Origin of the sequence: Curtobacterium sp. B8 (genome assembly GCF_000333315.1) — a bacterium.
GTDB lineage: Bacteria > Actinomycetota > Actinomycetes > Actinomycetales > Microbacteriaceae > Curtobacterium > Curtobacterium luteum.
In genome coordinates, this window is record NZ_BACW01000602.1 from 1 (window position 1) to 12,747 (window position 12,747).

Genomic DNA, 12,747 nt, shown 5'->3' on the forward strand with positions numbered 1-12,747 from the left:
GGGTCGACCCGCTTGTACTGGACGCGGCGACGCTGCACGACGGGGACGCCGAAGAGGGTCACGCGCTCGTACGCGACCACCGCGCCCTGCTTCTTCTCCCAGTGCGGCTCACCGTAGGTGCGCTTCAGGAGGTCGCCGGCGAGCGGCTCCACCCAGGCGGGGTCGATCTTCCCGACCGTGCGGGCGAAGAGCCGGCTCGTCTCGACGAGTTCGGCGGCCATCACGGCGTCGGGCTGCTTCTTGGCGAGGACGCTGCCCGGGAACACCACGAACCGGACGTTGCGGGAGCCGAGGTAGTCGCGCTTCTCGCGGTCGCGGAGACCGATCTGGCTGAGGAGTCCGGCGAGGAGGGACCGGTGCACCGCGTCGCCGTCCTCACTGCGTGACTGGGCCACGCGCACGTCGACCTGCTTCGCGGCGCGGACGAGCTGCCGGTACAGGTCCTGCCACTCGCGGATGCGGAGGTGGTTCAGGAACTCGGCCTTGCAGAGTCGGCGGAACGCGCTGGACGACAGCTCGTCCTGCTTGTCCTCGATGTGGTTCCAGAGGTTCAACAGCGTGAGGAAGTCGCTCGTCGGGTCGGCGAAGCGGGCGTGCAGCTGGTCGGCGTGGGCACGCTTCTCGAGCGGACGTTCGCGCGGGTCCTGGATGCTGAGGGCACTGACGACGGCGATGACCTCGCGGCCGACGCCCTGCCGGCCGGCCTCGAGCACCATCCGACCGAGACGCGGGTCGATCGGCAGCCGGGTCAGCTGGCGGCCGGTCTTCGTGATGCGGCCGTCCCCGTCCACCGCGCGCAGCTCACGGAGCAGGTCGAGGCCGTCCTTCACGCCCCGGGAGTCCGGCGGCTGGAGGAACGGGAACCGCTCGATGTCGCCGAAGCCGAGCGAGATCATCTGCAGGATCACCGCGGCGAGGTTCGTGCGGAGGATCTCGGGGTCGGTGAACTCCGGCCGCCGATCGAAGTCGTCCTCGGAGTACAGGCGGATCGCGATGCCCGCGCTCGTGCGGCCGGCACGACCGGAGCGCTGGTTGGCGCTGGCCTGGCTGATCGCCTCGATCGGGAGGCGCTGGACCTTCGCGCGCGGGGAGTAGCGCGAGATGCGGGCGGTCCCCGTGTCGACGACGTACTTGATGCCGGGCACGGTCAGGGAGGTCTCGGCGACGTTCGTGGCGAGCACCACGCGGCGTCGGACGCCCGGCGTGCTGCGTCGCTCGAACACCCGGTGCTGGTCGGCGGCGGACAGTCGGCCGTAGAGGGGGAGGACCTCGGTGCCCGGGTAGCGCTTGCCCTCGATGGCCTCCTGCGCGTCGCGGATCTCGTTCTCGCCGGAGAGGAACACGAGCACGTCGCCCGGGTCTTCGCGCGCGAGTTCGTCGAGCGCATCGGTGATGCCTTGCAGGACGTCGCGGTCGTCGGGGGAACCGCCGGAGCCGTGGTCGTCGGTCCGCGGGTCGTCTTCGTCGTCGTCGCGACCGTCGCGGTCGTCGGTGTCCTCCGCCACGAGCGGTCGGTAGCGCACCTCGACCGGGTAGGTGCGACCGGACACCTCGATGATCGGGGCGCCGCCGAAGTGCTGCGAGAACGACTCGGGGTCGATCGTCGCGCTGGTGATGACGACCTTGAGGTCCGGGCGACGCGGCAGCAGTCGCTTGAGGTAGCCGAGCAGGAAGTCGATCGTCAGCGAGCGTTCGTGCGCCTCGTCGATGATGATCGTGTCGTAGCGCTTCAGGTCACGGTCGAAGTGGATCTCGTTGAGGAGGATCCCGTCCGTCATCAGCTTGATCTTCGTGTTCGCCGACACCTTGTCCGTGAAGCGGACCTGGTACCCGACGAGGTCGCCGAGCTCACCGCCGAGCTCCTCGGACACCCGCTCCGCGATCGTGCGGGCGGCGATGCGCCGGGGCTGCGTGTGCCCGATCGACCCGCGTCCGAGCTCGAGGCAGATCTTCGGCAGCTGCGTCGTCTTGCCGGAACCCGTGGCACCGGCGACGATCACGACCTGGTGATCGCGGATCGCAGCAGCGATGTCGTCCCGCCGCTGCGAGACGGGCAGCTCGGGCGGGTACGTGATGACGGGCATGTCGGACATGAGCATTCCAGGATACCTGTCCGGTGCGCTCTCGAGGGACCCGCCGCCTCCGCCGGACACGGTGCTCACCGGCCGAGCTGGCCGACGAGGTCGTCGGCCGTGCGTGCGGGCAGCGCGCACACGCGGTCGTGGCAGACGTACGCGGCCGGGTCGAGCCCGCTCCGCGACGCGAACAGCGCGAAGCCGGCCGCAGCCCACGCCTCGGCCTGCGCGGGCGTGACCGTGGCGGTGACGGTACCGGGCTGCCGGGCCGCGCGAGCGGTCTGCCGCATCGGGTGGGCACCGTCCGAGGCGACCACCACGACCTCCCGCGACGCCCGGCCGAGGAACAGCGCGAGCCCGAGGGCGTCCGCGTACCCCAGGGGTCGTTCGGTGCCGGAGGCTGCGCGGTCCGCCACGAGTCGCTCCGCCGCGGCGCGGTACGAGTACTCCCCGGTCAGCGCGGCGATCGTCGCCGCGGCGGACGCCAGGCCCACCGTGCCCGAACGGAGGGCGGTCTGCGGCTGCTCACCGGTCGCGGTCCCGGCGGCGTCGAGGACCGGGTCCACCGCGAACCGCCCGGCCAGGCCGTCGTCGACGAGGCCGCGCGCGACGGACGCGTACGACACCTCGCCGGTGGCGAGCGCCAGCTCGAGGAGCCCCTCGGCGAGGAGCCCGACGTCCTCCACCGTCGGCGGAGCGGTCGAGACCCCGCGCGACGAGCTCGACCGGACGGCGACGTGACCGTCCCGCACGTGGACGCCGAGGACCGCGTCGGCTGCTCCCCGGGCCAGGGCGATCATCGCGTCGTCGTCGTGCCGGGCGCCGGCGATCGCCAGGCCCCTGACCGCGAGCCCGTTCCACCCCGTGAGCACCTGGTCGTCGAGCGGCGGCGGGTCGAGCGTCGCGCGCTCGGCGACGGGCCGTCGGTACCACTCGCCCTCGACCCGACGCCCGTCGATCGTGGACTCGCTGTCCTGTGCCGCCACGAACGCGCCGTCGGGTCGGCGGAGCGTGTCGCGGAGGAAGGACGCGATGCCCCGGGCCTGCTCGGCACCGGCCACGGCCAGCAGTCCGGCGTTGTCGTAGAGCATCCGTTCGTAGTGCGGCACGCTCCAGTCGCGCCGCGTCGCGTAGCGGAAGACGCCGCCGTCCTCGTCGGTGAGCTCCGACCGGCTGATCACGGCGAGCGTGCGCTCGAGGAGGCCGCCGGCCCCCTCCGCACCGTCCGCAGCGAGGTCGCCGAGCAGTTCCAGCAGCGGGGCACTCGGGAACTTCGGGGCACCACCGAAACCGCCGTACGTGGTGTCCTCCGCCTGGAGCAGCTGGTCGAGGACACCGCGGACCGCATCGACGGACGGGAGGCCCGGCTCGTCTCCGTCTGACTCGGCACCTCCGGAAGCGGTCGCGTCGGCCTCGGCCCCCTGCCGGATCGCCGTCGCGATGGCGGACGCGTTCGCGTCGACCTCGTCCCGCCGGTCACGCCACGCGTCGAGCACGGCGCCGACCACCTGGCGGAACGACGGGACCTGCTGCACGGGCTCCGGCGGGAAGTAGGTCCCGGCGAAGAACACGTGCGCGTCCGGCGTGGTGAAGACGGTCAGCGGCCAGCCGAGCTGCCCGGTGAAGGCGCTCGCCGCGGCCATCATGCTGGCGTCGACGTCGGGGCGTTCCTCCCGGTCGACCTTCACGGCGACGAAGTCCTGCCGCAGGAGCTCGGCCACCGCCGGGTCGGAGAAGCTCTCCCGCGCCATGACGTGGCACCAGTGGCAGGTGGCGTATCCGATCGACACGAGGACCGGCACGTCTCGCTCGCGTGCCTCCGCGAAGGCCTCGGGGCTCCACTCACGCCAATCGACCGGGTTGTCGGCGTGCTGGCGCAGGTAGGGGCTGACTGCGGAGTCGAGGCGGTTGTCGCTCATGGGGCCAGCCTGCCCCGCCCGGCCTGTGCAGCACAGCGTCAGCCGTCGGCTGTGGACGGATCAGCGTCGTCCACACCCTGCTGGGGGAGGAGCCAACCCGTGAGCACCGCGAGCCGGCGCGCGACGTCCTCCGGGGTCAGGTCGTCGGTGTCCACCCGGGTGACGTCGTCCCGGGCGGCCGTGTCGAGCCTCCCGGCCGTCCTGGCGCTGTGCGCCATCTGCGCTTCGGGGAGGCGACCCCCTGACCGTCGACGCAGGCGGTCCGCTGTGGCTTCGTCGCCTGCTCGGAGGAGCACGGCGGTCACGACCGGATCGTCGCCCATCGCCCGTGCGAGTGCGTTTTGCTCGAGGACCGCGACCGTGTTCGTGAAGATGAGCCGGTGGTGTCCGAGCTCCCGGTACCGGCTCCACAAGGTCGCGAGGTTGCGCTCCGCGAGGTGCGCCTCGGGGTGCTCGACGTGGGGCGCCGGGTGAGCGAGATCCAGGGCGTCCCCCTCGATCACGACGTGACGGACGTCGCCGGCGACGAGGAGGTCGTGCAGGGCCTCCGCGGCCGTGGACTTCCCGACCCCGGATCGGCCGCCGACGAAGAGGACCTCGGACCGTGTCACGTGGTCAGCCCCGGCCGAGCATGAGGAGCGCGAGCGCCGCGTCCTCCGGGCCGTAGTCGAACATCCGCTCCCAGAACGGGTCGCCGGCCCAGGGCACGTCGCCCCCGGCCGGGACCCGGTGCGCCGTGTCGACCAACCAGTCCAGCTCGGGCACCACCGCCGACCCGAACGCGGGCGGCTGCCACCCGAGCGCCCGCGCGGCCGACGTGTCGAGGACGAACGGCGTCGCCGACGACCAGGGCGTCACGCCGACGAACGCCGGCGCGTCCTCGTCGAGGAGGACCTCGTCGAACGCGTGGTCGAGGTGCCCGGCGACCGTCCGGACGATCTCGAGCACGCTCGGAGCGGTGTCGTCCGCCACGTTGAGGATCCGCCGGTCGGGCTGCTCGGCGACGAGCCCGACCAGGCTGGCGATGCCGTTCGCCGCTGTCGTGTGGTCGACGCCGCGGCCGTGGTCGGCGAGCAGGATCCGCTCCCGACCGTCGAGCGCTCGACGGACGACGAACCACTCCCGCGGCCGCCCGATGTGCGGGCCGTGCACCTTCGAGGGCCGCAGCACGGTGACCGGTGCACCGTGGTCGAGGAGCACCTGCTCGGCGGCGACCTTCGCTGCGCCGTAGCCGTCACGGCTGGTCGGGTCGGCGTCGTTCGGCACGACCGTCGGCTGCAGTTCCGACACCGGACCCGCGAACACCGGACGCTCCACCGAGTTGCCGTGTCGACCCTGGTCGTCGACGTAGACGGCCTTCGACGAGATGAACACCGTCGAACCCGCGTCGTCGAGGAACGGCCGCAGCTGGAGGGCGTCGTCCCGGGTGCGTCCCACAGTGTCCACGACGAGGTCGGTGCCGGGGCGGAGGAGCGCCCGGAGCAGCGCGGTGTCCCGTCGGTCGCCGAGCGTCGAGGTGGCGCCGTCGGCCACGAGGGCGTCGGCGACGGGGCCGCCGCGGCGGGAGACGACCTCGACCTGCCAGTCGTCGGGGGAGTCGAGCAGGTACTGCGCCACGGCGGAGCCGATACCGCCGGTGCCGCCGAGGACGACCGCTCGTCTGGTGCTCATGGTGCAACGGTAGTGCGGCCGGTCCGTCTCGTCGGTCTCGCCCGTCGCGCAGCCCGCGTGCGGCGCGGCGTTCCCGCGCTGGGCGCCGTCAGGACGCGACGGCCTCCGGCTCGCGGCGCCACCAGTCGAGCAGCGATCCGTCGTACACCTGCACGCGGTCGTGCCCGAGGACGGTGAGCGCGAGGGCGTCGACGCACGCTGCCGTCCCGACGCCGCAGTAGGTGACGATCTCCTCGGCGTCGATGACCTCGGCGAACGCCGCCGCGAGTGCAGGACCCTTCCGGTACGCGTTCGTGTCGGGGTCGACGAGGGTGCCGACCGGGATCGCCGTGGAGCCGGGGATCACCGGAGCGTGACCGGCGCCGAGGGCGGACTCGTCGGCAGCGAGGACCAGCGCTGCCGGCTCCGTCCCCGTCGCGGCGCGGAGGACGCGATCGTGGTCGACCCAGAGCGGGCGTTCCTCTGCTGCGAGGAACGCATCCCGTGCCGCGGCAGCGGCGGTCGCGAGCGAGCCGATGCGGACCGGACGGCCCTCGTCCCGCCACTTCGTGAAGCCGCCGTCGAGCACCGCCACCGAGTCGAAGCCGAACGAGCGGAAGATCCACCAGAGTCGGGCCGACCACTGCCCGACGCCGTCGTCGTAGACCACGACCGTCGCGGTGTTCGTGACGCCGAGCTGTCGCGCCGCGGACTCGAAGCGTTCTGCGTCCGGCCGGGTGAAGGGGACGGCGGTGTCGGGAGCGGAGAAGTCACCGAGGAGGTCGGCGTACCGCGCTCCCGGGACGTGTCCGCGCCGCTCGTAGGCGTCCGCCGCCGGAGCCCACGTGGTGTCGAGGCCGGTCCCCGTCGAACGCACCGAGGCGTCGAGCACGATGAGTTCGTCAGCACCGAGGTGGTCTGCGAGCCACTGCGTCGACACGAGCGGCGAGGTCAGGACGGGGGCCATGCGGCACACGATAACGACGACCCCTGACGCCTGCGAGGGGAACCGCAACAGTGCGCAATCGCAGCCTCATCGGTGCCGCGTGATTCGGATCGAGGTCGCTGCGGAACGACCGCGCGGTCGTCGTTCGACAGCGGTGGTGTCGTTCGACGGCGGTGGTGTCGTCCGACAGCGGCGCGCCGGACGCCCGCGGCGTCGGTCGCTGCGGAACGACCGCGCGGTCGTCGTCCGACAGCGGTGGTGTCGTGTGACGGCGGTGGTGTCGTTCGACGGCGGTGGCGTCGTTCCACGGCGACCGTGTCGTCCGACAGCGGCGTCGTCGTTCGACAGCGGCGCGCCGGACCCCCGCGGCGCCGGTCGCTGCGGAACGACCCCGCCGTCGTCGTCCGACAGCGGTGGCGTCGTTCGGCAGCGGTGGCGTCGTTCGACAGCGGCGCGCCGGACGACAGCGGTGACGTCGTTCGACGGCGGCGACCCGGACCCCCGCGGCAGCACACGCCGAACACCGCACACGACGCGAACGACCCGCCCGGCAGATCGCCGAGCGGGTCGTTCGATGACCAGTTGCGCAGGCGCTGGCGCTGCGGCCAACGGCCGTCGGAGCCTGCCCGCGCCACCGCGACGGTGGGCCGCAGCCCTAGTGCGCCGCGGCCGCGATGCTCCCCGTCGCGGTCGCCGCCGCGTGCTCGAGCTTCGCCAGCCGGACGGACTGCCGGTTGATGAGCAGTCCCCCCGCGAGGGCGACCAGCACGAGGACGCCGGCCGAGATGCCGAACGCGACGTGGTAGCCGTCGAGCACCGCCTGCGCCTGCTGCACCTTGGTCGGTGCCGCGGAGAGCCCCGACAAGCTGTTCTTCACGACGTCGGCGAAGATCGTCGAGAGCAGTGCCGTCCCGATCGAGCCGCCGATCTGCTGCATCGTGTTGACGGTCGCGGACGCCACCCCCGCGTCGGCCCGGGCGACCCCGGTCGTCGCCGTGTTGATCGCGGACGAGAAGATCGTGCCCATGCCGAGCCCGATCACGACGAGCGCCGGCAGCACGGTGCCCGCGTAGGTGCTGTCGAGGTCGGTGCGCAGGAGCAGGAGGAGGCCGGTCGCCGCGACGAGCCCACCGGCGAAGACCAACACCTTCGGCCCCACGCGCGGCAGGAGTCGGCCACCTACTTGGGTCGACGACACGATGATCGAGAGCGGCATGGGCAGGAACGCCAGACCGGTCTGCAGCGAGCTGAACCCGAGGGTCTGCTCGAGGTAGTACGTGAGGAACAGGAAGATCCCGAACATGCCGATCGCCACGAGGCCGATCGCGACGTAGGACCCGCCGCGATCGCGGTCGAGGACGACCCGCAGGGGCAGCAGCGGGTGCGCCACCCGGGTCTCGATGAACACGAACGCGGCGACCAGCAGCACGCCGGCTGCGAGCATGACGATCGTGACCGGGTCGTCCCAGCCGTTGGTCTCGGCGTTCGAGAACCCGTAGACGATCCCGACGAGGCCCGCCGTGATGGCGACCACACCGGCGACGTCGATGCGGGGCCGGTCGACCTTCGGCGGCTTCGCCATGAACACCAGCGCACCGATCACGCCGAGCACCGCGAAGACCACGTTGACGTAGAGGCACCAGCGCCACGAGGCGTACTCGGTGAGCACGCCGCCGAGCAGCAGCCCGAGTGCGGCACCGGACCCGGCGATCGAGCCGAAGATGCCGAACGCGCGACCGCGCTCCTTCGGGTCGCGGAAGGTCGTCGTCAGCATGCCGAGCGCCGACGGAGCGAGCAGGGCGCCGAAGACGCCCTGCAGCGCCCGGGCGGCGACCAGGAGCCCGAACGAGTCGGCGAGGCCGCCGAGGACCGAGGCGACCGCGAAGCCGACGAGGCCGATGATGAACGTGTTCTTGCGCCCGAACAGGTCGCCCAGGCGTCCGCCGAGCAGCAGGAGCGAGCCGAACGCGAGCGAGTAGGCGGTGACGATCCACTGCCGCTGGTCGGTGCCGAAGTCGAGGTCCGCCTGTGCCGACGGCAGCGCGATGTTCACGATCGTGGCGTCGAGCACGACCATCAGCTGCGCGAGTGCGATGACCGCCAGGGCGATCCAGCGGTGGTCGGAGCGGGCGGGGGTGCCGGTCTGCCGGGGAGTCTGGGTGGGCGCTGACCCGGTCGGGGTCGGCGCCGTCTGTTCTGCCGTCACGGGCAGCCTCCTTCTGGAAGGTGGAGGGGGATGAGGTGGTCGGATCGACCGGGGGTGAAACGGATGCCCTGCATCCGCTTGCGACCAGTGTAGACCGAAACGGAAGGCCTGCATCCGCTTATTCCCAGAAAGTTCAACTACGGTGGCCGTCGTGAGCACCACCGACGTCGATCGCCCCCTGCGCGCGGACGCGGCACGCAACCGCGAACTGATCCTGCAGACGGCGCGTCGGTGCTTCGCGGAGCGCGGGCTCTCGGTCACGCTCAACGACATCGCGCACGAAGCGGGCGTCGGCGTGGGCACGGTGTACCGCCGCTTCGCCGACAAGGACTCCCTGATCGAGGCGCTGCTCGCCACCAAGTTCGAGGCGATGAACGGCGTGGCGGCGCGCGCCGCCGGAGAGCTCGACCCGCGCGAGTCCCTCCGCGTGTACCTGATGGGCGTGTTCGAGTTCCGGGCACGTGACCGTGCCCTCGCCGACGCCATCGTCCGCGCCGGCAAGGCCCGGCCGTCGATCGTCGAGGAGCGCAACCGGCTCGAGACCCAGGTCTCCGAGATCATCGGGCGTGCGAAGGCCGCCGGAGTCGTGCGGGACGGCTTCGACTACCGCGACCTGCCGATGCTGACCCAGATGCTCGGCGTCGTCGCGGACACCACCCGCGCCACCGACCCCGACGCGTGGCGGCGGTACGCGCAGGTGCTGATCGACGGGGTGATGCCGCCGGAGCACGCCGACCCGATGCTCGGCACACCGCTCGACCGCGAAGCCCTCGAGCGGGCCATGCAGCCCGCGAACTGAGCAACACCGGCTGACGCGCGGCTCGGCGCCGGGACGGCGACGGCTACAGCCAGCTCGGCATCCAGTAGTGCGACCGGATGAAGTCCCACGGCATCTGGATCGCCGTCCACATCGGGTACCAGTACACCGATGCGAGCACGACGACGCCGAGGTACACGCCGACCCAGACGATCGCCCGGGTCCGACGTGACCGTTCGTCCGTCCGGCGTCCGAGCACCAGACCGATCGCCGCCGCGAGCGCCATCACCATGAAGGGCTCGAAGGCGATCGTGTAGAACTGGAACACCGTCCGGTTCACGTACATCAGCCAGGGCAGGTAGCCCGCGGCGACGCCGAGCAGGACGAAGCCGTACTCCCAGCGTCGGCGGAGCAACCAGAGCACGAGCAGCGCCACCACCGCGATGACCGAGGCGTACCAGATGAACGGGTTCGCGATCCCCGTGATGGCCTCGCCGCACCGGGAGGCCGTGCAGCCGGCCTGTCCGGCGTCCGTCCCGACGTAGTACATCGACGTCGGGCGCTGCATGACGAGCCAGAGCAGCGGGTTCGCCTGGTACGAGTGCGGGGTGTGCAGGCCGATGTTGAAGCCGTAGATCTCGGACTGGTAGTGCCACCAGTTCTGCAGGCTGTCCGGCACCCACGCGAGCAGCCCGGTCCAGCGCTGCCCACCCTCGGAGCCGATCCAGTCCCGGTCCCACCCGTCCTTCGACACGAACCAGCCCGTCCACGACGCCAGGTACGTGGCGGCGGCGATGGGCACGGTGAGGAGGAACGACACCGGAGCCTGTTGCAGGAACGCGCTCGACGACCAGAACTCGACGCCCGCTCGCCGCCGCATCATCATGTCGCTGAGCACCGAGTACACCGCGAAGAACGCCAGGAAGAACATCCCCGACCACTTCGTCGCGGTCGCGAGCCCGAGCGCGAGTCCCATCGCGATCAACCACGGCCGCCACCAGAGGAACGGCCCCCAGAGCGTGTCCCGCCCGGCGGCGGTCCGTCGCGCGATCCAGGCGTCCAGCCGCCGCTCGGTCCATCGGCGGTCGAGGAGCAGCGCGCCGAACCCGAGCACGACGAAGAACGTCACGATGCCGTCGAGCAGGGTCACGCGCGACAGCACGATCGCCTGGCCGTCGATCGCGAGCAGGAAGCCGGCGAGCGTGCCGATCAGGGTGGAACGGAACAGCGAGCGGGCGATCACCGCGGTCAGGAACACGGTCGCGATGCCGAGCACGGCGACGGTGAAGCGCCAGCCGAACGAGTCGTCCGCCCCGAACAGCAGCATGCCGAGCCCGATGAGGTACTTGCCGAGCGGCGGATGCGCGATGAACTCGGCGGCGCTCGAGAAGATGCCGGTCTGGCCGTCCGCGAACCGCTGGTCCGTCGTCGGTGCGCCGTCGCCGGACGGGTTCGCCGGCCAGGTGCCCTCGTACCCGAGGTGGACGATCGACCAGCCGTCCTTGACGTAGTAGGTCTCGTCGAACACGAGCGAGTGCGGGTGTCCCAGCCCGACCAGACGGAGGACGGCGGCGAGCAGGGTCACGGCGAGCGGGCCGGTCCAGCGCCACACCGCGACACGGGTCCCGGTGCGGAGCACGTGCGCCCACCAGTCGTCGAGGCGCGAGCCGGTCGGGTGTTCCGTCACGTCCCGGCGGTCGTCGGTCAGCTCGCTGGTCATCGCGCACATCCTACGGACGCGTCCCATGACCCCGCTGCGACCACCGGACGACGGCACTGCGGCGACAATGGGGAGGTGATCGTCCTCGCAGCCACCCCCATCGGCAACCTCGGAGACGCGTCACGCCGTCTCGTCGAGACCCTCTCGAACGCCACGGTCGTCGCTGCGGAGGACACCCGCACCGCGATCCACCTCATGCGGGCGCTCGGCATCGAGAACCGACCGCGGCTCATCGCCCTCCACGAGCACAACGAGCGAGCGAAGGCCGCCGAGGTCGTCGAACTCGCACGGGACGAGGACGTCGTGGTCCTCACCGACGCCGGCATGCCCGCCATCAGCGATCCGGGCTTCCCCCTGGTCGAGGCCGCGGCAGCCGCCGGCGTCACGGTCACCGCCCTGCCCGGTCCGTCGGCCGTGCTCATGGCGCTCGCGGTGTCCGGGCTGCCGACCGACCGCTTCAGTTTCGAGGGGTTCCCGACGCGCAAGGGCGGCGAGCGACGCCGCCTGTTCGCGTCCCTCGCGGGCGAGCAGCGGACGATGGTCTTCTTCGAGTCGCCGCACCGGCTCGCCGACACGCTGGCGGACATGGCGGCGGGCTTCGGCGACGAGCGCCGTGCGGTCGTCTGCCGCGAGCTCACGAAGCTGCACGAGGAGGTCCGCCGCGACTCGCTCGCCGCGCTCGCCGCGTGGGCGGCCGACGGGGTCCGCGGCGAGATCTGCATCGTCGTCGAGGGCTCGACCGGCGCACTCGACGTCACGAGCATCGAGGACGGGGTCCGCCTCGTGCTCGAACGGGTCGCCGCCGGGGCCCGGATGAAGGAGGCAGCGACCGCGGTCGCGGACGCGACCGGCCTGTCCAAGCGGGACCTCTACGAGGGCGCGCTGGCCGCGAAGTAACGTGCCGATCAGCGGCCTGGAGGCGCGGGGCGGGCCCGCCACGTGCCTCCAGTCCGACTTGTCCACAGGCGCGTCATGCGCGCTCCGCGCGCCCGTAGGATGGTCGGCATGTCCGACGGGTCCTCCTTCAGCATCACCACGCCGATCTTCTACGTGAACGACGTGCCGCACATCGGGCACGCGTACACCGAGGTCGCCGCGGACGTGCTCGCGCGCTGGCACCGGCAGCGCGGGGACGACACCTGGCTGCTGACCGGCACCGACGAGCACGGGCAGAAGATCCTGCGCACCGCGTCGGCGAACGACGTCACTCCGAAGGAGTGGGCGGACCGACTCGTCACCGACGCCTGGAAGCCGCTGCTCGACACCGTCGACATCGCGAACGACGACTTCATCCGCACGACCGACGAGCGGCACGAGCGCGGGGTGACCGCGTTCCTGCAGAAGCTGTACGACGACGGCTTCATCTACGCGGGCGAGTTCGAGGGCTTCTACTGCGTCGGGTGTGAGGAGTACAAGCAGCCGAGCGACCTCGTGGCGGGCACCGGCGCGTACGAGGGCCAGCAGGGTGCGCGAT

General features: G+C 71.8%; 10 protein-coding genes. 3 read left to right on the forward strand and 7 right to left on the reverse strand.

Annotation, left to right across the window (positions count from 1 at the left end; translation table 11 throughout):
- The 6 genes from hrpA to I59_RS16320 form a co-directional block, all read right to left on the reverse strand.
- Positions 1-2,093: ATP-dependent RNA helicase HrpA (gene hrpA / locus I59_RS16290; protein WP_222835031.1), on the reverse strand; the 2,093-nt coding region annotated here is incomplete at its 3' end.
- A 65-nt stretch (positions 2,094-2,158) separates the two neighbouring features.
- Positions 2,159-3,994 carry a thioredoxin domain-containing protein gene (locus tag I59_RS16295; protein WP_022904788.1) on the reverse strand — a complete coding sequence of 612 codons (1,836 nt, stop codon included), beginning with the start codon at positions 3,992-3,994 and terminating at the stop codon, positions 2,159-2,161.
- A 38-nt stretch (positions 3,995-4,032) separates the two neighbouring features.
- On the reverse strand, positions 4,033-4,605 hold the full coding sequence (locus I59_RS16300) for an AAA family ATPase (RefSeq protein ID WP_022904789.1): 573 nt from the start codon (positions 4,603-4,605) through the stop codon (positions 4,033-4,035).
- Positions 4,606-4,609: 4 nt separating this feature from the next.
- A complete protein-coding gene (locus I59_RS16305; protein WP_022904790.1) occupies positions 4,610-5,665 on the reverse strand; it encodes an NAD(P)-dependent oxidoreductase in 1,056 nt (351 codons plus the stop codon).
- Positions 5,666-5,753: 88 nt separating this feature from the next.
- Entirely contained in the window at positions 5,754-6,611 is an 858-nt protein-coding gene (locus tag I59_RS16310; protein WP_022904791.1) for a sulfurtransferase, read from the reverse strand.
- A 634-nt stretch (positions 6,612-7,245) separates the two neighbouring features.
- Positions 7,246-8,796 (reverse strand): MFS transporter, encoded by a 1,551-nt coding sequence (locus tag I59_RS16320; RefSeq protein WP_022904793.1) that lies wholly within the window; start codon positions 8,794-8,796, stop codon positions 7,246-7,248.
- Between the two features lie 151 nt (positions 8,797-8,947).
- Here I59_RS16320 and I59_RS16325 point away from each other — a divergent pair, with 151 nt between their 5' ends.
- Complete coding sequence (locus tag I59_RS16325; protein WP_022904794.1) at positions 8,948-9,595, forward strand: TetR/AcrR family transcriptional regulator; 648 nt, start codon at positions 8,948-8,950, stop codon at positions 9,593-9,595.
- A 43-nt stretch (positions 9,596-9,638) separates the two neighbouring features.
- Here the strand turns inward: I59_RS16325 and I59_RS16330 are convergent, their stop codons facing one another.
- A complete protein-coding gene (locus tag I59_RS16330; protein WP_022904795.1) occupies positions 9,639-11,273 on the reverse strand; it encodes a dolichyl-phosphate-mannose--protein mannosyltransferase in 1,635 nt (544 codons plus the stop codon).
- A 75-nt stretch (positions 11,274-11,348) separates the two neighbouring features.
- On the opposite strand from I59_RS16330, the gene rsmI reads away from it, so the two are divergent.
- The gene (gene rsmI / locus I59_RS16335) at positions 11,349-12,170 is read left to right on the forward strand and encodes a 16S rRNA (cytidine(1402)-2'-O)-methyltransferase (protein ID WP_022904796.1); all 822 of its coding nucleotides are present in this window, start codon (positions 11,349-11,351) and stop codon (positions 12,168-12,170) included.
- Positions 12,171-12,278: 108 nt separating this feature from the next.
- Positions 12,279-12,747 (forward strand): class I tRNA ligase family protein (locus tag I59_RS16340; RefSeq protein WP_148286286.1); only part of this gene is annotated, 469 nt, incomplete at its 3' end.

Bases quoted from the DNA above. Each gene is read 5' to 3' on its own strand.
- I59_RS16295 (WP_022904788.1), bottom strand. From the start codon at position 3,994: ATGAGCGACAACCGCCTCGACTCCGCAGTCAGCCCCTACCTGCGCCAG.
- I59_RS16305 (WP_022904790.1), bottom strand. From the start codon at position 5,665: ATGAGCACCAGACGAGCGGTCGTCCTCGGCGGCACCGGCGGTATCGGC.
- I59_RS16310 (WP_022904791.1), bottom strand. From the start codon at position 6,611: ATGGCCCCCGTCCTGACCTCGCCGCTCGTGTCGACGCAGTGGCTCGCA.
- I59_RS16330 (WP_022904795.1), bottom strand. From the start codon at position 11,273: ATGACCAGCGAGCTGACCGACGACCGCCGGGACGTGACGGAACACCCG.